This is a genomic window from Mucilaginibacter endophyticus, from assembly GCF_003351025.1.
Lineage (GTDB): Bacteria > Bacteroidota > Bacteroidia > Sphingobacteriales > Sphingobacteriaceae > Mucilaginibacter > Mucilaginibacter endophyticus.
In genome coordinates, this window is the sequence record NZ_QPCG01000010.1 from 115179 (window position 1) to 138936 (window position 23758).

Annotated in this window: 25 protein-coding genes; 12 read left to right on the forward strand and 13 right to left on the reverse strand. The window is 40.4% G+C overall.

What is annotated here, in order from left to right; genetic code table 11:
- Positions 1–91: 91 nt before the first annotated feature.
- The gene (locus DUL71_RS28690; protein WP_114941253.1) at positions 92–1381 is read right to left on the reverse strand and encodes a glycosyltransferase; all 1290 of its coding nucleotides are present in this window, start codon (positions 1379–1381) and stop codon (positions 92–94) included.
- A gap of 751 nt (positions 1382–2132) precedes the next feature.
- Between DUL71_RS28690 and DUL71_RS28695 the strand changes: the two genes are divergently transcribed.
- The 3 genes from DUL71_RS28695 (at position 2133) to DUL71_RS28705 (ending at position 4600) form a co-directional block, all read left to right on the forward strand.
- A complete protein-coding gene (locus tag DUL71_RS28695) occupies positions 2133–2762 on the forward strand; it encodes a nitroreductase family protein (protein WP_114941254.1) in 630 nt (209 codons plus the stop codon).
- Positions 2763–2826: 64 nt separating this feature from the next.
- Positions 2827–3570, forward strand: coding sequence for an SDR family oxidoreductase (locus DUL71_RS28700; protein ID WP_244228861.1), 744 nt, complete (start codon positions 2827–2829; stop codon positions 3568–3570).
- Positions 3571–3652: 82 nt separating this feature from the next.
- Positions 3653–4600 carry a polysaccharide deacetylase family protein gene (locus tag DUL71_RS28705; protein WP_114941256.1) on the forward strand — a complete coding sequence of 316 codons (948 nt, stop codon included), beginning with the start codon at positions 3653–3655 and terminating at the stop codon, positions 4598–4600.
- Between the two features lie 221 nt (positions 4601–4821).
- Here DUL71_RS28705 and DUL71_RS28710 read toward each other — a convergent pair whose 3' ends face one another.
- The 4 genes from DUL71_RS28710 to DUL71_RS28730 all read right to left on the reverse strand — a co-directional run bounded on the left by DUL71_RS28710 (position 4822) and on the right by DUL71_RS28730 (position 9907).
- Complete coding sequence (locus tag DUL71_RS28710; protein ID WP_114941257.1) at positions 4822–5757, reverse strand: alpha/beta hydrolase; 936 nt, start codon at positions 5755–5757, stop codon at positions 4822–4824.
- 422 nt (positions 5758–6179) lie between these two features.
- A complete protein-coding gene (locus tag DUL71_RS28715) occupies positions 6180–6701 on the reverse strand; it encodes a hypothetical protein (RefSeq protein WP_114941258.1) in 522 nt (173 codons plus the stop codon).
- An 895-nt stretch (positions 6702–7596) separates the two neighbouring features.
- Positions 7597–8868, reverse strand: a complete 1272-nt coding sequence (locus tag DUL71_RS28720) for a condensation domain-containing protein (RefSeq protein ID WP_114941259.1) — start codon at positions 8866–8868, stop codon at positions 7597–7599.
- Positions 8869–9562: 694 nt separating this feature from the next.
- Positions 9563–9907: a hypothetical protein gene (locus tag DUL71_RS28730; protein WP_244228862.1), complete on the reverse strand. Its 345-nt coding sequence runs from the start codon at positions 9905–9907 to the stop codon at positions 9563–9565.
- 485 nt (positions 9908–10392) lie between these two features.
- Between DUL71_RS28730 and DUL71_RS28735 the strand changes: the two genes are divergently transcribed.
- Positions 10393–10815 carry a nuclear transport factor 2 family protein gene (locus DUL71_RS28735; protein WP_114941261.1) on the forward strand — a complete coding sequence of 141 codons (423 nt, stop codon included), beginning with the start codon at positions 10393–10395 and terminating at the stop codon, positions 10813–10815.
- Between the two features lie 381 nt (positions 10816–11196).
- Here the strand turns inward: DUL71_RS28735 and DUL71_RS28740 are convergent, their stop codons facing one another.
- Both DUL71_RS28740 and DUL71_RS28745 read right to left on the reverse strand, forming a co-directional pair.
- Positions 11197–11901 carry a Crp/Fnr family transcriptional regulator gene (locus DUL71_RS28740; protein ID WP_114941262.1) on the reverse strand — a complete coding sequence of 235 codons (705 nt, stop codon included), beginning with the start codon at positions 11899–11901 and terminating at the stop codon, positions 11197–11199.
- A gap of 2 nt (positions 11902–11903) precedes the next feature.
- Positions 11904–12164, reverse strand: a complete 261-nt coding sequence (locus DUL71_RS28745) for a hypothetical protein (protein ID WP_114941263.1) — start codon at positions 12162–12164, stop codon at positions 11904–11906.
- Between the two features lie 492 nt (positions 12165–12656).
- Here DUL71_RS28745 and DUL71_RS28755 point away from each other — a divergent pair, with 492 nt between their 5' ends.
- Positions 12657–12947: a winged helix-turn-helix domain-containing protein gene (locus DUL71_RS28755; protein WP_114941265.1), complete on the forward strand. Its 291-nt coding sequence runs from the start codon at positions 12657–12659 to the stop codon at positions 12945–12947.
- A 287-nt stretch (positions 12948–13234) separates the two neighbouring features.
- Here the strand turns inward: DUL71_RS28755 and DUL71_RS28765 are convergent, their stop codons facing one another.
- Positions 13235–13993 carry a response regulator transcription factor gene (locus tag DUL71_RS28765; protein WP_161964533.1) on the reverse strand — a complete coding sequence of 253 codons (759 nt, stop codon included), beginning with the start codon at positions 13991–13993 and terminating at the stop codon, positions 13235–13237.
- A gap of 153 nt (positions 13994–14146) precedes the next feature.
- On the opposite strand from DUL71_RS28765, the gene DUL71_RS28770 reads away from it, so the two are divergent.
- The 3 genes from DUL71_RS28770 (at position 14147) to DUL71_RS28780 (ending at position 16429) form a co-directional block, all read left to right on the forward strand.
- The gene (locus tag DUL71_RS28770; RefSeq protein WP_244228863.1) at positions 14147–14743 is read left to right on the forward strand and encodes a DUF1349 domain-containing protein; all 597 of its coding nucleotides are present in this window, start codon (positions 14147–14149) and stop codon (positions 14741–14743) included.
- A 78-nt stretch (positions 14744–14821) separates the two neighbouring features.
- Entirely contained in the window at positions 14822–15523 is a 702-nt protein-coding gene (locus DUL71_RS28775; RefSeq protein WP_114941268.1) for a hypothetical protein, read from the forward strand.
- Between the two features lie 678 nt (positions 15524–16201).
- A complete protein-coding gene (locus tag DUL71_RS28780) occupies positions 16202–16429 on the forward strand; it encodes a hypothetical protein (RefSeq protein WP_114941269.1) in 228 nt (75 codons plus the stop codon).
- Here the strand turns inward: DUL71_RS28780 and DUL71_RS28785 are convergent.
- The 4 genes from DUL71_RS28785 to DUL71_RS28800 all read right to left on the reverse strand — a co-directional run bounded on the left by DUL71_RS28785 (position 16420) and on the right by DUL71_RS28800 (position 20386).
- Entirely contained in the window at positions 16420–17586 is a 1167-nt protein-coding gene (locus tag DUL71_RS28785) for a hypothetical protein (RefSeq protein ID WP_114941270.1), read from the reverse strand. The two genes, DUL71_RS28780 and DUL71_RS28785, sit on opposite strands and share 10 nt — an antisense overlap.
- Positions 17587–17716: 130 nt before the next feature.
- Positions 17717–18337, reverse strand: a complete 621-nt coding sequence (locus tag DUL71_RS28790; RefSeq protein ID WP_114941271.1) for a Crp/Fnr family transcriptional regulator — start codon at positions 18335–18337, stop codon at positions 17717–17719.
- 312 nt (positions 18338–18649) lie between these two features.
- Positions 18650–18895 (reverse strand): helix-turn-helix transcriptional regulator, encoded by a 246-nt coding sequence (locus DUL71_RS28795; protein WP_154402505.1) that lies wholly within the window; start codon positions 18893–18895, stop codon positions 18650–18652.
- A gap of 321 nt (positions 18896–19216) precedes the next feature.
- Positions 19217–20386, reverse strand: a complete 1170-nt coding sequence (locus DUL71_RS28800) for a hypothetical protein (protein WP_114941273.1) — start codon at positions 20384–20386, stop codon at positions 19217–19219.
- Between the two features lie 341 nt (positions 20387–20727).
- On the opposite strand from DUL71_RS28800, the gene DUL71_RS28805 reads away from it, so the two are divergent.
- Positions 20728–21801 (forward strand): sensor histidine kinase, encoded by a 1074-nt coding sequence (locus DUL71_RS28805; RefSeq protein WP_114941274.1) that lies wholly within the window; start codon positions 20728–20730, stop codon positions 21799–21801.
- Positions 21798–22532 (forward strand): LytR/AlgR family response regulator transcription factor, encoded by a 735-nt coding sequence (locus DUL71_RS28810; protein ID WP_114941275.1) that lies wholly within the window; start codon positions 21798–21800, stop codon positions 22530–22532. The genes DUL71_RS28805 and DUL71_RS28810 overlap by 4 nt, the downstream gene beginning before the upstream one ends.
- Here the strand turns inward: DUL71_RS28810 and DUL71_RS32810 are convergent.
- The gene (locus tag DUL71_RS32810; protein ID WP_425270985.1) at positions 22529–22852 is read right to left on the reverse strand and encodes a lantibiotic dehydratase C-terminal domain-containing protein; all 324 of its coding nucleotides are present in this window, start codon (positions 22850–22852) and stop codon (positions 22529–22531) included. The genes DUL71_RS28810 and DUL71_RS32810 overlap by 4 nt on opposite strands.
- Between DUL71_RS32810 and DUL71_RS28815 the strand changes: the two genes are divergently transcribed.
- Both DUL71_RS28815 and DUL71_RS28820 read left to right on the forward strand, forming a co-directional pair.
- Complete coding sequence (locus DUL71_RS28815; protein WP_114941276.1) at positions 22794–23342, forward strand: zincin-like metallopeptidase domain-containing protein; 549 nt, start codon at positions 22794–22796, stop codon at positions 23340–23342. The genes DUL71_RS32810 and DUL71_RS28815 overlap by 59 nt on opposite strands.
- The gene (locus DUL71_RS28820; RefSeq protein WP_114941277.1) at positions 23339–23752 is read left to right on the forward strand and encodes a M23 family metallopeptidase; all 414 of its coding nucleotides are present in this window, start codon (positions 23339–23341) and stop codon (positions 23750–23752) included. Before DUL71_RS28815 ends, DUL71_RS28820 begins: the two co-directional genes overlap by 4 nt.
- The last annotated feature ends 6 nt before the right edge of the window (positions 23753–23758 follow it).

Genomic DNA, 23758 nt, shown 5'->3' on the forward strand with positions numbered 1-23758 from the left:
AACAAGGCCTAAATGGTGTAGGAAATCATCAATGTGGGGAGCTTGTTTATTGTGTAACAGTAATTGATCTGAATAGGGGCTAGTTGCCGGCCTAGGAAGGATCTTTGATATTTAAAAGTGGATAAACATAATGATCAATTACTTTCAAAGAATCATACCTTTCGTAAATATCAGCAAGCGCAGAGATCTTATTTTTGTAATTATTGCTCTTTGCTATTTCATCAAATGCTTCCCTGATCCGCTCAGGTGCGGGATGTTCCGTGTTAAGGTTAATACCTATTCCAAAATGTTCCACCCTTGCACAAATTTCATTCTTTCCTTCGTGAAGACCCGCAGTGATCATTGGAACTCGGTGCATTATACTTAGCGTTGCACCACCGTAGCCGCCATTTGTAATATATACATCAACGTGCTTCATTATTTGATTGAAAGGTATATAATCCTCAACGATCACGTTTGGTGCCAGATACATCTCACGTAGACGCATGGTCGACTTTCCTCCGGTTGTTACAATAAGTAGAATATCTGTGTTCATAAATGCTGCTATCGTGGGTTCAAGCAGCTTTGTAGAATCGCCTTCAACAGTACCTTGCGTTACCAAAGCCACTTTTTTGTAAGATTTAAGGCGATCATCGTGCCAGCTATCATTTTTATCAGACTGGATATTCAATAGCGAGCCAATGAATTTAATGTTGTTGCCTAAATCACTTCTGTAATACTCGAATTCCGGGACACCTATCTGAAGATATAAATCAGCCGCCTTGATGAGCGTGTTTTCGATGGTTAGGCCCCCATAAGGTATCCCTTCCTGTTGAAGCAGCTCAGCAAAAATTTCAGTAGCTTCTTGAGTTTTGTTGGGCATTTCCTGATACAACCGCTTGTATAAAGTCCTTTCCGGATCATTTTTCGGTGGCAACAAACCCAGGCCATAGGGCGCCGTATCGATCGAATTTTCGGCAAGAGGAACAACGCCGATAGCAACGACAGGAACCTGTAACAACGGCTTTATGAAAGGAATTGCAGGAAACAAGCTATCTACAATCATCAGATCGAACTGGAAAGAATCCCTGATTGCTTTAATATCATGGTAGTATTCAATTGATCGTTTCGCGTATTGAATACGGTAAAGAGTCATTCTTCTTAAATGGTCATTTGTCCTTATTTCAGGAACCAGGTCTGCGATATTGTTAGCATTGATATCAAGCGTTTTAACCAAGGGGTAATGGCGGATGCCTAATTTAGCGAGTTCAGCAGCATATATATCCGATACAAGCCACCTTACATCAGCACCGCAATCCATATAATACTTTGCGACTTTACTTAATGGCTTAAAATGTCCGTCAGCCGGGACGCACGCGAATAAAATTTTTTTTCCTTTCATTGATCAGAATTAAGGTATTTTCAATAAATGTTATAAGCATGAAGCTTACAATCACAAAGATCAACGCAGGCACAAATCCCGACAATCCCCGATATTGGCGATAGGCGACTGCCGCATGACATAGTCATGAAACATCCTTTCTACTAACTTAACCTGGAGAATTCGTCTATCGCCGACCACTGGATTGCTGGAGGTTAAAGGGTTACAATTATTTTAATGTGGGTGAGTCAGAAGGTGAAAAAGTTAAACTCAACAATGAAGGTCATATCAGTTCCTTTCCTGAAGGAAAGGCGGACCGTCGATAAGGCAGTTACTACTAATGGAGACATGCGCTTGCTTTGGAAGTCAAATATATTCTCGCCCATTTAGCTCTATCGCTTCGCACTTTACTTTTTCGCTTTGATCTCCTCTTAGGTTTAAATTTAAGTAATAGCCTATATTCCAGTCTGTTGAAGATGGTTTAATGGTTGTTATATTTATATGGCGAGCGAGTAACGAAAAAACTGCCGCACAGAGGCCGGGCGCCGATTTGCCGCTTTCGTACCCCCTTATCCTTCAGAGAGTTTTACTATAAAGTCAATAAATACGGCAGACTGGATTTTGACAATTCAAGATAAGCACTATTAATTTTTCTTTCATGACAATAAAATGTCAAATAATACTTGCAAGTAGCAAGTGAAGTTATTTACCTTTGTTTACTTGCAAGTAGCAAGTGAATTTAAAGACATTAAAAAAAAATATAATTTAACTTATGTCATTAGTGCAGTCATTTCAATGGCGATATGCTGTTAAAAAATATGATACTTCCAAGAAAGTAACGCCTGAAGTACTTGCAGATATTTTTGAGTCTGTACGTCTTGCTCCCTCATCGTTTGGCCTCCAGCCTTATAAATTTTTACTGATCCAAGATCAAATTAAGCTGGAGGAAATTGGCCGGGCGGCAAATGGTCAGGCTCAAATTACCACCGGATCACACGTTTTGGTGGTAGCGGCAGAAACAAATGTGAATGAGAAGACTGTTGCAGACTACATCGACAAGGCGGTAGTTGCCAGGCAGACATTGCGTAATAATCTTGAGCAGCGGGAACAATTTATAAATGGAATGCTGAGTAAAATGAATGTACAGCAGCGAATTACCTGGGCTGAAAATCAAGCTTACATCGCAGTAGGTGTTTTCGTGGCAGCTGCTGCAGAAGCTGGCGTTGATGCTTCGCCGATTGGTGGGTTTAATAATGCAGCGGTAGATGAAATCCTCGGCCTAGGACAAAAAAATCTTACATCAGTTTTGCTTTTTGTGCTTGGCTACCGTTCATCCGAAGATGAGTTTGCAAAGATCCCGAAGGTTCGCAAATCTACGGTGGAGATTTTTCAGGTAGTTTAAGTATTAGCTACTCAGTTTAAACAGAAATTACAAACAAAAAAACACAAATATAGAAATCATGAACATGACAAACAAAACAATCCTAATAACCGGAGGCGGTTCGGGAATAGGTTACGCAACCGCAAAATTTTTAGTTGAAAAAGGAAATAAAGTAATCATTTCCGGACGTAATGCAGAAAAATTGGAAAAGGCCGGGAGGGAGCTAGGTGTTGATTACATCGTGTGCGACGTTACCAATGACGCCGCGGTGCGCTCACTTGTATTAAAACTAGAAGCTGATTACAACGATCTCAGCGTGCTTATTAATAATGCCGGGGTAGGTTTCGCTTATCAACTTGGAGAAGGTGCTAATGCCTTTGAGAAAGCGAAACAGGAATTTGAGACGAACTATTTTGCTCCTATAAGGCTTACAGAGCTTTTATTGCCGCTGCTAAAAAAGCAACCTGACGCTGTTATCGTGAACATCACGTCTAACGTGGCGTTCCATCCCCTGGTAGTTTTGCCAACTTATTCCGATGCTAAAACGGCACTGCATTCACATTCCGTGGCTTTGCGTTTAACTTTAGCTTCTGATACAAACATTAAAGTTTTCGAAGTCATGCCGTCGCTGATCGATACAGATGCTACCAAAGAAATGGGTGGCGAACAGCATGGCTTACCACCATCGGTGGTTGCAGAAGATATATATAACGGAATTACAGAGAACCGTTATGAAATTTTTGTTGGAGAAGCGGGCAAGCAATATACCGACTACTTTGCCGATCCTCAGGCAGCTATTAAAAAATTTAATCAACCATTCATTAAATAAGCAATAATGAACCTGCCCTGTGCCGGTATGATTATCGATCGGCGCAGGGCAATTATCGAAAGATAAATTTAGAAATATACCTATGAACGACAGAAGAAATTTCATAAAGCAGACCGGCTTACTATCCCTGGCTGGTATCATTGGAGCTAATCAAATAGCGGTAGCTGAAAAAAATATTCAAGGGATGAAGCCAACACGCTCGAAGTGGGCAGACGGATCAAGACTCGTCGTGTCCGCTACGATGTTGTTTGAGGCCGGGGGGCAGCCGGATAATGCACCAAGCCCTTTTCCTCCAAACATGAAACCTGGTTACAAAGATTTGCCGGCGGCAACATGGTACGAATACGGCTATAAGGAAGGGATTCCCAGGATGCTTGATAACTGGGATAAATTAGGTATAAAGGTGACAACACACATGGTTGGCTCCGCCGTGTTGCGAAACCCCGCCTTAGCTAAGGAAATTGTAGACCGGGGCCATGAGGCATCAGGCCATGGCATGAACTGGAAAGACGAATACGACATGTCTTACGATGATGAAAAGAAATTTATCAAAGACGGTTTAGACGCCATCAAAAAAGTGACGGGCCAAACTGCAGTTGGTTATAATGCTAACTTTTTGCGCCGTAGTGAGAACACACTTAATATTTTACAAGAGCTTGGCTGCATCTACCATATTGACGATTTAAGCAGGGACGAGCCATTCATTATTAAAGTCAACCAAAAGGATTTCGCCGTGGTACCTTACACTGTGCGCAATAACGACCTAGGGATGATTGAATTGAGAAATTTTTCACCCGATCAGTTCGTCTCACAAATTAAGATGGAATTCGATCAACTTTACGAAGAGTCCGCAACGAAACGCAGGCAACTTTCCATAACATTTCATGACCGTGTCAGCGGCACCCCGCAAATGACAAAAGCAGCCACGGAATTGATTACATACATGCAAAAGCATCCGGGGGTAGCTTTTAAACGCAAAGATGAAATAGCTGAAATGACGCTCAAAGACCCTACAAGCGTTCGGGAGTAAGTTTTGTTGGATTGTTTGTTAGGCTGCATGCATATGCATGCAGCTTTTTTTATCATGTCAAGAAGTGAATCTTGCATTTCCTTCACCAATGTTTCATTGATGTTTTTCGTCCATAATTTTCTTACGCTTGCATCAACCCCATATTATTGTTTAATAGGATCTGCCCGTCTAACCGTTAGTAAATTAAAAATGCTTAGGCATTAACAACTTCAAAAATAATTCTAAAAGAATCCGTTTCCTTTCGCCCAATTTTTGAAAAGTCTCAGCCACTTATGTGCGGGAGAGTTTACTCTGCCCGTCCCCCAACCATGGCCACCTATGGGAAATAAATGTAGTTCGGACTTAACATGATATTTTTGCAAGGTTGCAAACATCATTTTACTATTTTCCGCTGGAGAGATTGGATCGTCCAGAGACTGTGCCAAGAAAGTCGGCGGCGTGTTTTCATCCACATGTAATTCCGGCGAATAAATTTTTTCCAGGCTCTCATCCATGTATTGACCTAAAAGTTCCTTTTCTGAGCGTGTTTTATTATATGGCGGGAGCATGGTAATGACCGGGTAGAGGAGTACCGCGAAATCCGGGCGCGCGTCCAAACGGTCTATATCATCGATGGTTTTATAAAACAGTTTGTTAGGTGCGGTTTCAATCATAGCCGCTAAGTGCCCCCCTGCGGAAAAACCCATAATTCCTACTTTATGTTCGCTATAGCCAAATCGCAGCGCTGAACCGCGAATGATACGCATGGCTCGCTGCCCGTCCTCAAAAGGGACATCGGACGTTGCCCAGTGTTCAGCAGGAAGACGATAGATTAGTTCAAATGCCACAACGCCCTGTGATTGCAGCCAATTTGCCGCAGGTCCGCTCTCCTTCCCTTCATTCAGGTAAGCGTACCCACCACCGCTTATAACCAAAATCGCTGTCCCGTTCGGGTGAGCGGGGAGGTGTACGATTAACCTTGGTTCTGAAATATTTTTAATAGACCCTTTATCATTTACTACCTCTTCTCCTCCTGGACCCGGGCCATCTGGAAGTCTTCGATTCCATAATGGAATAATTTCTTCCCTGTTTATGCTTTGAGCTTTTACTTTTTGTATGCTGACCAAGCCAATACAGAACAACATGGTTTTTGAAAATAACTTCAACTTTGTTTTCATAGATATTGCATAGTAAAACAGACTGGCAATAATACAAGTGGTTAAATTAAAATACGATGAAGATTAGTTACATGTCCTGCGGGGCAAAGTGCCAGCAAGATAAATTCGTTCGTTTTTCCACAAAATTGCCGGCACCGTGTAACGCCTTTCATAAAATCAAGCGTTCGAGCGCAAATACCTGGAACAGATGATTTCTTCCGATGTTCGCAACATACGTTTTCGCCGGATCCACGATATTTAAGCATAGGAAGCAATGAGAGTTTGTATTTATAGATTTTACATGTTGCTGATCAGTTCATTTAATTAGTTATGATTGATAAGAAAGACAAATTTTACCAACTATCCAAAATCATCAATAATAGAAGCTAATCGCAGGCATGCGGTAAAATCTCCTGAAAATGGCTCAATTATGCTTAGTGACGCTATTTTCTTCTGAAAGGAATGTTATAGCCAACCCGCAGACCAAAGTTTTGTGAACCTTTAAAGCTTGTATAATCTTCATAACGTAAACTGATATCTAAACCATTTTTAAAAGTATAACCTGCTGATGGCGTCCAGACAAATGAACTTCCGTAATCCGAATTACGGGTGCCTAAAGCTAAACCTGCCTTTGTGGCGATATAGAAGCCATTGCCTATATCTGCTTTTAAGCCAACTTGGAAGGGAACGGTGTTGTAAGGCGTACCATATGGATAGGCATACTTATTCCGGTTCACAAAATCGTGCTCAAATAAATGATCGAACCCAATTCCAGCAGTAGCTGAAAAAATACCGTTTATCTTGGTTTCAAGTCCAAAATCGAAACCCAAAGCTTCATTAAATGTCTGCCTCTTCGCGATGCCTCCACTTATTCCAAAATTCCATTTGAAACTCCCCTGTTGGGCGTTAGCACTTGAAACTGCCTTTGTAATGATAAATGCGATAATAAAAAATAGTTTTTTCATGAAATTTTTTGTTTGGGATATATAATAATTTTCAAGTAAAGGGATACGATGATATAGTTTAATTATGACTGAAGTGCTATGGCATATTGAGTTAGTTTTCTCTATAACCGGCCTTCGTATTTTCACCAATTTCGTTCCATTAAACTCTTGGCAAAGATTTCATGCTTTTTTATAAATAAATGTTAACGGAAGCTTAAATAGTGTTAAATAAAGTTAAGATGGCAGCCTCTAATTAACTTACAATCCGTGTTCTCCCAAACCACCCTGCATCAAAGTAACACCGTTGATCAGTTACCAGGAAGCTTTATTTTGTTCTCTAATATTTGGATATCTCCGTTTTACAACAACATATGATGAGCTTACATATCACATTATTTGTGCTTGGATTAAGCTGTCTTGTTAATTTTAGAAATTGTAAATTTAATTAGGTGTCAATTATCATCAAGCAAATTCGACGTCTGCTTTTAGCGCCACCATAAGTGCCTGGTCACTATCCTGAAAAATAATGACCAAATATCCATCGCTAGTCCGTAAGCTATCGGAAGTTTTCTTAGAACCAATTTCTACAAACAGCGTTAAATTTTTCAAAGACAGGTAATGGCATGATTAAATCAATGGATGGCCTCTATTCTGATGAAGGCAGCAAGAACACAGGACCGTTTCCACAAATATAACAGTGAATAGTGTTGTCATTTACATCGAAATAATTTTCGCATCGCTCTGTTAATGCAGATGAAGCTTTGATCATATGTCCATATAAAAATTCTACTTCAAGTATGAACTAATTTTACGCTTTCGTTAAAGGTGCTCATACCACTGAATTTGGAGAGTTTGTTCGGTGCTAGCAAAGACCGGTTATTACATGCTTTCTAAAATCAGTGAGATAGATTTAAACTTACTTACAATGCAGGCAATCACTATCATCACCATTAGATAAGTCATAGGCCGTCTGTTCTTGAAGAATATCTTTCAACCCTTCTAAAATAGGTTTTAGCTCCGTATCCCCTAAGGATGTAAGTGTCAATCGGATTGATCCGTTGATCGTAGCTACTCCTAACGAATAACTATTTTCAGATCCTGGCAACAAAAAGGGTCCCCAGATAGATTTCAAAGTAAATTGACCATAATGGCTGCTGAATGGCAACGATCCGAGATTACTCAACAGAAAATCATGCGCCAATTTCGTGTTGACGAAATTGGCAATATCTGACCAATTATGAATAGTCGATATAAATTCTAATAATGCCTGGTTAAATACTGATAGGAAGTCTAAAGAATTTGCGCCAGCTAACGCGTATTTAGCATCGCGGGCGGTATCCCAAAATGATTTGCTCACATTTATGTCGAATGGCACTGTACGGCCTGTAATAAATACGGATGTGGTCTCTTCTGCGCCGACAGTTTCACGCACTGAAACCGGTGAATATATAGATATAGGATTTGATTTCCACGATTTGTTTGCCCAAACTAGTGCTGCACTTAATGTACCGTGTACAGAAGTATGTTCCTCCTTAGATCGTTTAATTACCTGACTGGAAAGTTCCTCCGATAGCGCCAACAATTGGATTTGTGGTTTTGGCCAAGCTTTAGGTGGTTGTTCTTTAAAACCGTTGATAATTTCCTTATCAACCGCAATCTCATTAGCTGCATTGCGAGATTTTTCAGTATAGGAGTCCATTGAAGGAGGCATGTCATAAGCAGGTGCGATTTTGCCATCTATAGCGTTAAGCAGATCGCGAAGCACGAAGGATAGCGAGCGACCATCACTGATGGCATGGTGAGCAGTTAGCGCAATTACTGATTGATTATCAGATTCATAGACCGCCGCTCTCATTAAAGGAGCACAGGTGCTGTCAAATCTTTGAACGGTATCTTGCTCTAATTCCGAAACCCAGGCATCTGGAGTAGCTGTCTTTACAATTTTTAATGGAATAATACGTCCGTATTCAAATTTAAATTCAGGTGCGTTGCTGGAATTGATCTGTATGCCTACAGATAGTAAAGGGTGCTGTTGTTGTACGGCATGTAACGCCCGTAGCCATTGATTGGTGGTGAATGTCGCTGTAATTTCAGCAGCCATCGTAAAATGCACCGGTCGTTGTTGATCCAGAAGCCACAGCAATCTTTCACGAGTTCCTAAAGGACGTCCTTCTTGTTTTTTCATCATACTTTTATTTATTTACGCCAGATTACGCGTAATGCGTAATAAGTAAATCCCCTTGAGCTTAAATGAAAGCTTTTAGCGAACCTAAAAAAAGCGTTCGTGATAATGTATCCCCGAATTCGGTGATGTTTAATGATAGTTGAAATAGGAGAACCACTGCCCTTTTAATTTAGACATTTAGCCTTTCAATTATTTAAATGCGAAAAGTGAAAAGTGAAAATCGAGATCTTGATCACACATAATATTATAGTCCTACCCTAATTTTGGATGAAATGATTATAAGGACATAGGATACCTGGCGCTTTAATATGAAGATTTCTTATATAATTTTTAAAACATCGAATTGCGAGATGAGCAATATGTAGTCATTAAATCCGACGTTATAAATTCGAACTGGGAGGGCTTGTAAATCTATATGGATGAAATTCTGCTTTTCTGCGATCTGAATATATGCGCTCTTAGATTTTGAGATATATGCATCAGGCAGATGCTGGAGCGCGGAATGGCATGGTCAAGCTTTTCAGAATGTCCAGCCTTATCGCCATTTTCTGCTTTGTCTGTAATATTTGAAAAGCTCATCCCAGCCTTGATGCCAAATTTTGTCTGGGCGTTAGCGGTGCTAAAGGCAGATACAAGAACGATCAGCAAAATCGGCATTCGGATTATATATTACATATTTTCTTAGTTTTTTTATTTTTTATGCCTTTTGTAGTGTTGTTTGATTGTAGGTATTTTCTAATATCATACTGATCGCATTTTTAATTCTGGTCATTCCCTCCGGTGCATTCAGTTCTATTTCGCAAAACATTGTGTCTTTTGATTTTGCATGGAGCACCAGGTGGTAGTGGATACCGGCAACTAATAGCGCTGATACCGCCCTCAGATCAATGTCCTTTCGTTTGAGTTCTTTGTCAGAAAGTGCAAAAAAGATCTTCCTGAGCTGCTCTCTTTCCTCACAGACCTCTCTCATGATTTCGGTGCTTTCACTGATCTGCCACAGAATTATTTTTTGCATTTCTTCATTACTGAAAAAATAATCCATCTGGTTTGCAGCAGGCAGTCCAGTATATTCCTTGTGTTTTCACCGGCGTTCTCAGCATTGGCGATGTTGGTTGCACTTAACCCAGTGTACCCCTTGGATTTATAATTACCCCGACAGCATTAATAAGCTTTTGGACAGAGCGCTCCTTGTCATTAGATACGCCCTGATAGGTTTTTCTGGCCAGGTTTTAAAGATGTACGATTAAAATATATAAATACTCCCAATAGTGGGAATTTACTGATTAAATATTCAAAACCAGTTCTTTTGACTTCTCCAATCTTCACTCTTTTCATAAAAAAGGCTGAATTTAACAGTTAAGGGTGGTCACTTTGAAATTGGCCAACCGCGGTCAATCAGGTGTGGTTTATCCAGCCTGCGAAACCTGGAATCACATGAGGAGAATAAATATATGAACTAATTATACCATTTACCAGTTTGGTATATGGTATAATTAACGTATCATTGAAAACTTAAATGATGTAACAATGTCAAATCAACATCCCAACATTCAATTGATCCATTCTTTTTTTGAGGCATACGCAGCTAATAACCTGACGGCCATTCACAACATCCTGTCTGATGATATTGAATGGATAATTCCCGGCAGGCACCCGTTAAGTGGCGTTAAGAAAGGGGCCGAAGAAGTACTTCATTATTTTAAACAATTGAACTTATCATCCTTTGAAGCAAGCCCTATTGTTATGGGGTTTAATGACGAGTTTGTAATTGATTGCCACCTTAACTGGAGCAACCGCGCAGAAGGTGAAAATGTACGGGGTATGTCGTGCTTATTGTGGAAGTTTAAAGATGGGAAGATCAGCAAGGTCTATAACTTCCCTGAAGACCAGCATTTGATAGATGCATTTTTTAACAAAGTTTATGGTATTAGTGAAGGGTCGGAGATATAAAATGCTCCCGGTCACTTCCGGCAACCGGGCAGACCCTTTATTGATGACCACCATTTCTGATCTGGACATCATATTGATAAAGCTCATTATAAATACCAAAGAATTTGGCCTCCTTTGTTTCCAGCAGTAGAAAATCCATTTCTTACACAACATTTAGATCATCCTAAATAGTAGTGGTGATCAGTGCATTTTATAAGCAATCATACAGGAAGTCGATGTTCTACGCTGGTCACAATTGAAATTAATTTGGCCATCCTGTATTAATGATGGGAATGTAACAAGCAGTTATTGCGGCATTAACTTTTTTTGAGAAAAGATTATTCTCCTGATGCGTTTTGGCTGAGATAATCGATCGAAGAATGTTAACCTCCGAAATAGGTTTCATTTATAATTGGCTCGTTTTACCAATAATTTGATATCTTTTATTAAGATTTCCCGTCCTGTTAACTCCAATATTCCCTCCCTTTTAAAATCTCTTAATAACCGGATAACATTCTCTTCCGCTATCCCAGCCATGCGCGCCAAGTCTGCCCTTGATACCGTTAATTTAATAAGGGCACCTTCCTGCTGATCTTTATATTTTTCCCGTAAAACGATCAAAGTAATAGCAAGCCGTTCAGGTGCGTTTCTTTGTGCCAAAACAGAAATGGTATTAGATAGCACAGTAAACTCATGACTTAATACTTTGAGCAACTGACTGGCGAAGAGTGGGCACGTTTTTACAACGGCGATAAAATCTGGGTTTGGAATATAACGGATTTCGCTGTCCTCCATAGCAGTAGCAGAATCCGGGTAACGTTCTTCTGCCAGTACTGCATGATAGCCTATCAATTCGCCTTTATTTGCGACATAAATGATTTGCTCCTTTCCATATCCGCCGGATTTATATTTTTTAATTTTTCCGGCAATTACCAGGAAGATGCCCGATGGTACGGTACCTTCTTTAAATAAACTTTCTCCTTTCTGATAGAAGTGAGTAGAGCTATTTAAAAACAATCGTTCATAATCAGCTTTTGATAGTGAACTTAATACAGACGGTGTATTGAAGTTCCAACTTTCAATCGGAAAAATACCTTGTAAGCTCATAATCAAAGATAGTGACAAACATTGTATCCTTTATCTGTGCATTGCTTATTGAATTTATGAAGATAATCTTTTGATATAGACACCCGGTTAAGGTTAGCAGCGTACAAGGTATTAGCCATCAAGAAATCCTTGGTAACTCCTGTAAATTCTTTTTCCACGAAATCAAATCTTTTTATAAAGCTACCGCTGGTGCTGCTGATCGCATCGTGGAGTGGCCCGCCTAAAGCCATCTCGACAAGATTCAGGCAAGCTACATCATACATTGGATTGGGTATAAATTCTATATTCCTGATACCGGCTATTTTGAGCTAACTAAAGTTTTGTATATAAATTCTGCTTATCTAATAGAATCCGGTTGTTGTAGCAAAGCAGCATGGAATCGTTAATAGCTGTGCTCTTTATACAATTGATAGCTATCGTTTTAAAATCATCACTAACCGAAAATTGTTGGGAATATAAGTTTAAGAATTGCAATCGGTTATTTTTTACATTATCTATTGTTTTCTCAAGATCATGAATGTTAGTTAAGGTAGTTACCTTTTTATGATAAGGCATCATTGTAATCCATAATAGATAATGTCAGTTTTTTGAACTAATTTCCTGAAAAAAGAAGCTCATTGCTTCGTTTGTATTACCTTGGATATACATTTGTGTAGAGTCGCTTCCTGAATTCCTGATATTGCTCTTCTCGCCGCGATAAACTAAAAAAGGGGGCTATTGAGCATTGGCCTCGATCAATATCGTAGGGGCGTACAATGAAAGTTCGACATCTTTACCACTCATGTTTGGCATCTGGCTATGCGCTAAGGAAACCAGGTACCAAACATGAGTCCGGTGTACTTGAACAGCTTGCAAGGCAGCCCGGACGTATCGTCAGCAGACAGGAGGTGCTGAAAAACCTTTGGGATTCTGCTGATTATTTTAGCGGGCGAAGCCTTGATGTATACATTGGGCGACTACGCAAATTGCTGGAGCAAGATGCCCACATTCGTCTTGAAAGCGTAAGGGGATCGGGTTTTATATTACATCTTTTAAAGGATAACTGACCTATATTACAGCCCGCATAATATTTTGCTACACAGGGTGTTGGAATCAAAGCATAGATAAACTTCCGCGACAATGGACATCAGATGATCATCAATGGGAAAAAGTTGATTAGGAAAGTCTCAAAAATTGAATTTTTAGAGCTCGTCCAAGCTCGTTTCATGAGGGTAGTTTCCAACGGGAGGTCGTGCGCGGCAAAAGATGAGCTTGATATATGTCTAATGGTAACAATGGATTTTAAGCTATTCCCTTATCCTGATTCAAAACGTTGCGCCTTGCCATTTGCCTCCTAAACCAATCCAATTGCTTCTGCAACCCTACAGGCTTCCATTGCATTGGTCACGTTAAGTTTTTGAAATATGTTTTGCCGATGCCGGTTAACGGTATGGATACTGAGAGACAGGTTGCCAGCGATATCCTTGCTCCTATATCCCTGTTTAATCAATTGAAGTACAGCTTTCTCTCTGGATGATAAAATCTCTGCAGCTCCATGCCGGTCAGGATCGATGATTTTGCCTGTTTGAGAGTTGATAATCACTCCCTCAGGAATGGCAAACCCAGGATGGTCATACATCACATTGTACAGGCAAAGCGCTAACCAGACGCTGCCATCTGCGGAACTGCTAATGTACAGTAAGCGATGTTGCAGTATTAAATTGATCCCCCTTGTGCTCTTAAACCGAAGCCTGGTAATTACCCCGTAGTTAACCCGTTCGGCTGAGTCAACCGAACTCAACAGCTGAAAAAATTGGAATTCGAGCTGATATTTCTTTTGTAGATCCTCCTTATGAACCTGGCTTAATAGCTTATCCTCCCAAATTGAATTGATTTCCTTTTCTTCCGTGTCAAGATTTAATTGTTCCGCAATCGGGCTATAGTAGATGTAGCTTTTACGAGCCTTCATGTCGCTGAGCACGCTAATACAATTTTCCAATCTGGTGTAGAGTTGTGCAATGAGCTTACCATCATTCAATTGCAGGTCGGCTTGTATTGCACTGAATGGCTGGGACAATAACTTAATATCAAGAAGCTTGCGGATATTTTCCATTTCAATATGGTTATTAATCACCATTGTTAGTGGTTTCTACTGGCGTTAACTTTGCTAACATACAAAATTCAATGGCTATCAGGCCTGCAGATCAGTAATAACAATATGAAAAGACTCCTTATTGTATTAAGCCTGTTACTTAGCTTAAACAAAATGAAAGCACAAACCCTTGAGAAAATGCAATGGTTCAACGAACCCGAGCATTGGGAGATCAAAAATAATAGTTTGATCATGCAGGTGACTCCTAAAAGTGATTACTGGCGGATATCTCATTATGGTTTTACAGTAGATGATGCACCTTTTTATTACAGCACCTATGGCGGCGAGTTGGAAGCGAAGGTGAAGATCACCGGTGCTTATAAAGCCCGTTTCGATCAGATGGGACTGATGATCCGCACCGATCAGAAGAATTATATAAAGGCAGGTGTAGAATTTGTTGACGGTAAGTTTAATATTAGTACCGTGGTTACGCATGAGAAGAGCGATTGGAGTGTTACGACCCTGGAAAAAGCACCGCCCTTTGTTTGGATAAAGCTGGTGCGCCGGCTCGACGCTGTGGAAATCTTTTACTCGCTGGATGATAAAACCTACATCATGACCAGGAATGCACCGCTTCAGGACAACGCCCCCGTACAAATTGGCCTTATGGCTGCCTGTCCTGATGGTGATGGGTTTGAGGCAAAGTTTGAAAACTTCTCGATTAAACACCTGCCTGATCAGCGCAGGTTGGAGTGGCTTAAAAGTCACTAAAGAAATGGGAATGAAAGGCCACAATATAGATCTCAATACTTCTTATTAGAAAAAGAATAACATAATATGCTTAGATCAATGCTCTTCAAGACACCCCAGATTGTGCTTAAAGGTTGTCTTCTGCTGCTCACCGTTTCAATATTTGGATGCAGTAAAAAAAACGACAGTGATCATACTATCAAGGATCCGGTTGTGATGACTTTCGATAAGTTGGAGCCGGTATCCGAAATGCATGTCTTTACTGTCGGGGGAGTACAACTCGATTCACATAACAACAGCAAAACTATCCAGAATTACCTGGATAGAAATTATAGCTTGAAGACAAAAACCGGAGACATCTTCTACTCATCCAAATTTATAGAGCCTGGCGTTACCAACAACTATGGACAAACCCGGTTTATATTTTATGATAACGGGAAGATCAGGTACAGCGCTGATATCATCAATGTTAAAGTACTTGGCGATACCCGGATTTTAAAATCCACCGTTACCAATAAAATTGAAGATGATCCCATAATTACAGCTGAATTTTTCAAGTATAAGTTTGACATCAATTTAGATGGCACCTATAACTACCAGTATGTTGTGCATGGTGACAACAGGTCTCTTGACGTCTCGCTGCTCTATTACAAATTAGTGCGATATGATGAAAAAGGAAATCTGAAGTCCCTGGCATATGGCATTGCCCATAATGAATTAAACGAGTCATTTATTCAAACACTTACCACATTTGATACCCTCGCGGTAAAAGCGTACAGGATAAAATACTCTTCAAAATAATTATTGAAGAGTTTAATTCATCTTTGATCTGTAAAATCGATCCTGGCCTGTGTGCTGCTATAGCACTGATTTCCTGTAATTCTTTTGGGCAATCCTGTGATTGTGACTATGAATTCAACTTTTTAAAAGCAAAAATTGAGCAAAACTATGCGGGCTTTAAAGATAAAGTGAACGGTATAACCCAAGCTATATAATAGATGGACTGAATCTGCCCTTAAACATGAAGATTCCGATCCCATCGACCAACGATTCCGCAAAAGCAACTAAGCGGTTCCGTGACATTTTGATTAGGCTAATTGTGTCAATCTTATAACTATTCAGCAATTTATCTTACACAACTCAAGTAATCTGGAGCGCGGAATGGCATGGTCAACCTTTCCGGAACATACAGCTTCGCAGTCATTCCAGCCATATAGGTAATGAAGTTTTTCGCAGATTTTTTTCCCGGCTCTCAAAGTCCGCCCCGGTCATCGAATGAGCCATATGGGCCGAAATTCATCTTATGCAAGTATTATTCTTCTCTACCTGTGTTAAAGCAGTATCTTATTGGCCTCTTTGACTTCACATTCTTTTCATTCTTATGTACAGATTGAGGTTCGTTCAACAAAGATTATCAATTTGTTTTAGCTTTGTATCAAACAGTAGTTACGACGGGCCGCCCGGCGATAAGCTTTTAACATGGTAGAAACATCCAAATTAAACACCAAATTCAGTGCGCTCGGGATGAATCAGTTGTTTGCTGAACAAGCCGGACGGCTGAACTTGTATACTCCAGCAGATATGATGTCGGCCAATTTAGCCCTGCTGAAAAGCAACCCCGAATTTACTTATACATGGTATGCTGAGATGTTGGAGCTTCTTGAGAAACTTGAATTGCTAAGGGAGTTCCAAAAGAATCAACTATAGTTGGAAAGATTATAGTTAGCATTCAACCAATTCAGCATCGCTATTAATTGCCCCTTCATTTGCCGTGCGGTAGCAAATTCCACGTCTGTCGATTTTTTCTGTAAGCTCTCCGCAGATATATGACGGGCACCGGCCGTATAGAAATGTGTTGCGAAAAAATTGAATAGTTGCCCTACACGTTCTTTTGGTAAAATTCCTTTTTCGATCTGCAGACGGATAAAAAGTCCAAATTGCGGCACTGACAGGTTCACAGGGAACTTTGTTATCTGCGTTGCATTTTCTTTTTCCTGATGCATCGATTTGCGGAGCTTTAACAGATGTTTTAGATAAAGATATTGCTCATATAAGTATTCCCTAAGTTCGGCGGCAATTGTCTTGCCTCCATCAGCAACAATTTGCTTCCCTTCTACCGAAAGTTCGTAGATCCGGTGCTTTTCGCTGATAACAATTTCCAGTTGCTGTTCCAGGCTGCCTGTTTCCAGCAAAGCGTTCCGCCACATTCGTGTGCAATAAAGAAAAAACTCGGGGGTGTTAAAATTATGCCGGATCAATGCGTTGATCAGAGATGTAGTGCTATAATTTCGTTCTCTTGAAAGTAAGGTCATGAGTGTTTCAAGCGAATAACAGTCATCCCAGGTTATTCCTATTTTCCGGATACTATGTCCGAGCGAAAACAACGTCATTTCTTTAAGTACAGGGTCCAGATCTGCTCCTGTTAAACAAGATTCAAATTGTTGCCGCATTTCTTTCAGCCGCATGACGGCCGCCTGTACCGCAAAATCGGACACCGGCACGATTTTCCGGTCTGCGAACAAGTTTAATAAGGTCAGTATGTTTTCAATTTTGTTACAACTAACCTTGTACAGATTTCGGATCATTTGCCCGGAAGGGTGCCCGGCTAACGAACGATGTGATAAAAAGTTAAAAACCCTGTTTGATAGCGAAGTCAGTGTTCTCAACAGGCGTAAAACATGCTCTTGTGATAGATCTGCTCTATCGAGACGGTATTGTATCTTTCTTTGCAGCACCGATGTGTTTTCCAGAATAAACGCGGAGCACGTTCGAATATCAGTTTCATCTACACCTTTCTGTATAAGGTTTTGTGGATCAATGGTTTCTTCTAAAAAATTATGCAGTCTCTTAATTATTGTTCTCATCTATACTCCTTACCCAATCCTAAAAAGTAACAATAGCGGCATTCGGATGTCGCTATTTCAAAAATCATATATGTTTTAAAAAATAAGGCGCATAAATATGCGCCAAAATTAATTTTTTGTTAACCTATAATTAATTGTCGGTTTTTAACACACCTGATTGCAGCAGTCGGTTCCGGAGCGCTCTCAACGATCCTTCTGCTAAGAGAAGGAATGAGGCCAGCTCTGTATCTCTCATAACCCTGCCGGGCGGCAAGAGCTCAGGGTATTGTTTATAGAATGCTTCTACTTTTTTAATACCCGGCATAATAAGTATTTTATTACGCCACAGGTTTTTGAGCTCTTTTCCGGCGACAACTTTTCGCGACAACTCGTCAGTTTCCGGAAACCTTCGGTTTAGTTCCAAAACAATCTCATAAGTTATCTTTAAAAGGTAGCTGTCCCCACAGGCCGATAAATAGCAACCGGGAGGCTGTTGCAGAATATGGCTGACATTAAATATGATATCATCGGCCTGATATATCTCCAGTACTTGTTTATCCCCTGAGGTGTCAAATATATAAAGTACAGCAGTGCCGCTCGATAAATAATATACATCTTTAGATTTATCCTTTGGCTGTAAAAGCACCTCGTCATGGGGATAATATTCTCCTGTGATATGTTCGTAAAGAAAATCCCGTATTTTTTCGTCAAGGGGTACCAAACTGTCGAGCTTTTTAAAAAGCTTAAGGGTTAGCGTATGGTGCTTTTTCATAGGCTATAGGTTTTATATTTAAGGATCCAGGAAGAGTCATTGAGAGCTTTGAAAGTAGGCTGACCAATAATCCCGCGTCAGCGACGGATTAAAAAGTTTTTATTCCCTGCATTATCGCGGCATCTGTAGTCGAGCCTGTAACCCTTGATGCTAAATATAATATTTTAATATGCAGAAAAAAGTGAAAATAAGTTTATATAACCTAAAATGAGAGATATTTTACAGTAGCTAGCGCAGAATCACCGGTATATCGAATATTTATTCAAATCCCCGAATATTATACGTAACTGCTTGTAAGGGTAGCCATCGGATCTAGCCAATATTTTTAAATTCGTCGGCTTCAAATAAATGCGGAAACATGAGACGGATAATTTTTTCGTGGGACGCTTTCATTGCTGTGCTCAAAGCGATCATCGTTGACATGGTCGGATTGCCTTCCCCTCTTTCAATTGCACCTATTTGGGAAAGGCCGATTTCGGAAATCGCAGCAAGCTCCAGCTGGGTGAGGTGGCTTTTCTTTCGCTCCTCTCTCAGCCAGTCAGCGATCGTTTCGCTCATCGTCTCCTTGTTGCGTTCCCTCACATAGCTAAATTCCGCTATATAATCACCTTGCAACTACCGATATATCGGTGATTTTAATTATATTTACTTAACTTAAACGCAAGTAAACAGCAATCAAACCGGCTAAACCTATGGATGCAAGAAACGGGGAAATATTAACGATACCTATCTCAAAGCTGGATGTCAGCACTGAGTTTAGAAAGCAATGTTCAATAATGGGATTTGAAACCTTAAAAGCAGTGACCGAGATTGAGCCGGAAGTGCTCTTAAAAAAGAGAGGGTTTAATTATAACTGGCTAGGAGAATTGATTGAGTTTCTTAGCAAACACCAATTGTTAGAAGCATTACAACCACTACCGGGAAATAGTCGCGATTAATCCTATTAATCATTCGCTGCAGGATATCCCGCATTTCTGCTGCGACGACTTGGCTCATGCTGTAAAATTCTTTACTAATGCCTCCCGCCGATATTACACTTTGGCGCTTTGACGAACAATTCCGTCCAAAAAAGTTGAATATTTCCGTGAGTGTAATTTCGCCGAAAATATGTTCTTTGGCAAATAACCTGATCAGACAGGCAAGGTGGGCAACGGAGAGCTGAAAAGGTAGTTTTTGTAAATTCTGAGAAATCTTTGAATCGGCATCCAATTGCGTCTCGAAAGAATTTAATTCTCCGGTAAGCCAGTTGCAAAGCATCTCGCCTGTTGGTGACCAACGATTGTCAAGTCTTAAAGTATTGCGTTTTTCCTGGTATGGTATTTTTAAAAGTTCCTGACGGACAACTGAAATAGCCGATCGCGGGTTTAATCTTTCAAATTTCGCTCTTATCTGCTGCTGTCGGAAATTGAAAAGATCCAGGTGATTGAAATTAAGCTCGATCAGCTTTTCGATTAATACCTGCGTACAGTCACCTTCCATATTTATAAGTGACCAGAATTTTAGCTCCCGCACGAACTTTTGATAGTATGCAATCTCGGCATATTGGAAGCGGTAGTTCGCAAAGTCGTTCATCCTTAACAGGTAGGATGTTATCATGTCTCCTATAATCTTATTGACAGAAATTTTACTCAGCCATCTTTCAATTGAGTGGCATTCTGACCTGATAGATGTACAAACATAAAAATGATAAGATTGTGGGCAAGCTGGTGTTTCGCCGACAAAGTCTGCAAAATCCTCTAAAAAGGAGTTGAGTATAAAAAAAAACTTTTCAACTACCGCAGTCGGGTTTGTAAAGTCAAAGCAAGTCGTGTCGCTGTTAATAGTCATAATAGAACTTAATGAGATCAGGCATTTATCGAGCTCTCTCATATAGTAACTGGCATATCGCGTTATGGACTGGTTGCTTGTATTCGAAAAAAGCATCGAAGCCCAGGCACTCCGGGCTTCGTCAGCTAAAAGATCAAAATTAATGAGAGAGGAATTTATGTCAATACTATTTGCAGCAGTTTGCCTGATCAGATCCTGAAGTGTGCATAATGCCCTGTCCATTTTAATATTTAACTTGTGTGATACTTATAAAGTACATTATTCCCTCAATCGATATTTAGCAATCTTGAGTGCTTTCTTTAACCTCAATACTCTGGCGCATAGTGGGTAGTGGTCGTAATAGTAGTACAAGTATTAGTAGGATCACCCTGTGAGGTTGTGGTCGTTTCTGTCGGAAGGAAACTCCAAGTTTTAAAATGATAACGAGTTGTTACTTTTTTTGCTGGTAATAATTTGTTTTTATGATTCATAATCTTTTTTTTACTATATTATACTAATAATAATAGATAGCAAAATAATTTTCATGAAAGTGCTTTTTTGATACACGAACGAAGAAATACACAATGCTTGATTTAAGAAATGTTAAAATAACGGTCAAAATACTTAGCAATCACTTGTTATGTTGGACGGCTTTAATTGCATATGAGGTATATGGAGCATTTTTAAGTGTGCATACACTTTCTTTTTTACGTAATTACTTAATGTATTACTCATGTAACATAATAATATTTTATACTCAAGCCGGAATACTTAACTCTACTTTAGGCGGAAAATATCCCAAGTATTACAAATTGGTTTTTCTCACATGCGTGGTAATTGTATTTTTTCTTGTAGTCAAATTAAATATCGATTATTTAACTACGGACTTTAACTTATCCCCAGCTTCAAAATTGACAATACTGAAATCCATGGGGATACTTGATTTGCTCAGAAATCTATACTTCGTTGCCTTTGGATCTCTATATTGGTCGTTGCGGAATGTTGGCAAGTTCAGAGAAAGAGCTATTTTTTCCGAATTAAAAAGGGTGGCCGCCGCAAGGGACAATGCCAAATTGGAAGCGAAGTTGGCTGGTGCAAGAAGCGCCTTTCTTCAGCAACAAATAAGCCCACATTTGCTTCTGAATTCCTTATCCTTCATTCATGCTAGTGTATTTAAGGTGTCCGAGGAGGCTGCAGAGAGCATTATTTTGCTATCGGATATTTTTCGTTTTAGCCTGGAGCCACCCGACAACGAGGGGAAAATTGATTTGATCTTAGAAATTCAACAAATAGAAAATCTAGTCAGGATCAACCGCTATCGTTTTGGTGGCAATTTAGATGTCCGTTTTAAAATAACCGGGAGCCCTCAGGGGCATCGAATTATCCCTCTTATTATATCGACGCTTACCGAAAATATTTTCAAACATGGTGATTTGAGTAAGAAACCAGCGATAATATCGCTTATTATAACTGACGATGGCAGCTTAACATTTGAGACAGAAAATTACAAACGCCCTGTGCCTCCTTATCAGCGATTACGCAGCAACGGTATCGAGAATTGCAGAATCAGATTGGATTACACTTATGGAGAAAATTACGACCTGCAGATCGTTGATTCTGGAGAGATCTTCTCCGTGCAACTAAAAATTGACCTATGAGCCTGACCGCCTATATAGTCGACGACGAACCACATGCAATCGAGGTCCTGTCAGAATTTATTAAATGCACCCCCGGTTTGAATTTATTAGGGAGTACAAATGATCCGCTTAATGCGCTCCCCGTATTTCAAGGTGCGGTGCCCCCAGACATTGCTTTCCTCGATGTCGATATGCCTGGCATCAATGGTATCGAACTTGCCTTTTTGATTAGAGAAAGAACGAAGATCATCTTTATTACTTCCTTTAGGCAATATGGGCCGGAAGCATTTGAGCTGAGCGCAACAGATTATATCGTTAAACCTATTTCATACCCTAGGTTTCTTAAAGCAGTAAATAAACTTCTTCAGGTGCCTTCCGAGAAGGGAGCGGAACCGAAAGAAAGCGGGTTTTTCTTTATTAAAGGAAGTTTAAAAGGAAAATATGTTAAAGTTGTCCTGTCCGAGATCTTATATATCGAAGCGGCGGAACACTATGTAGATATACATCTTTTCAAAGAGAAAATCACTGCCTATCTGACGCTTTCTGAGTTATTTGAGAAGTTGCCTGAAGGTGAGTTTTTTAAGGTTCATCGCTCTTTCATTGTGGCCCTGGATAAAGTTAAATCCGTTGATCATTCCGAAATTAAGCTTGTAAACGATAACAAGGTCCCTTTAGGTAACGTTTACCGGGAGGATTTTATCAACAGGATCTCGCCATCAATATTGATTAGCAAACGAAAGAAGGATAACTAAATATCCTTCTGCCTGGCGTTATGCTCCCTGCAATATTTAAATAAACAATGACAGATAAGTGCCTCATGCTGCCGTTGCATGGTCTTAAACATCCGGTTTACCTGCATGTGGATTAGATCTGCCAATAATATTAATCTGCGGGTAGCGTTCCATTCGAAGCTTTTTGAACTGATAATTGCCAATGCCTCGACCAGTTTTGGAAATAGATTTTCACCAATATTTAAATCGGATTGGTTTTGAATAAAAAGCTTCAGGTCATTTTTGATCCGCCTGTATTTAAGGAGCGGCCACGAAACACGGCTTAACCGGGATTTGAGCAACAGGTATGGCAGTCCGGATTATGCCAGGGAGGAATTGCGCGCCGAGATCGCCTCCCTCATGATGGGCAGCGAATTGAATATTGGCCATACCTTCGGTCAACATGCAGCTTATGTCGAGAGCTGGATAAAAGTACTGCAGGATGATCCTGCCGAATTATTCAGGGCCTCAGGAGATGCGCAGCGCATTGCGGACTTCTTGCTGGAATTTGAGAGAAAACGAGAAATTTCCGTGGAATCGGCCCGGAACGAAACGGGCCAGCTTGAACCTGGCGACAGAATTGCTTACAATAACACCATTTACGAAGTGTTGCCGGGGCCGGTAAATAAAACGCGATACGTGCGGGACGATGAGACGGGCGCAAAGATCAAAATTCAGCCACAGGACGGTTTGTACCACTCCTTATTATCGGCTAAAAACAGTGCCGCCGGGCAGTCGATCAGCGAGGTATCTGCTGAAACGTCAGCCGGGATTTATGAGGCGCGGTTATGAATAAATTGCTTTTAATATTCGCTTTTTGCCCGCCGTTGCGGCACCTGGAGCTGACCTCCGCATATGGTTGCCGTTTGCATCCCCTGACCGGTCGATATCGCTTTCATGCAGGTATTGACCTGCGTGCACATCAGGATACCGTGTTTGCCGTATTACCGGGCCGCATCACCTTTGCCGGTTATGATGCAGTTACCGGTGAGCATATCCGGCTGGCATCGGGCGACTTTAATTTCCTGTATGGTCATTTATCAGAGGTCTTCGTCCAGGTCGGAGATTCGGTGGCTGCATGCCGGCCGTTAGGGCTTACCGGATCATCCGGCCACGCAACCGGCGAGCATTTACATTTCAGCGTCAGGTATCAGCAAAAACCAGTTAATCCTTTGACTTTTTTCCGGGATCTCGCCCGTTAACCGACG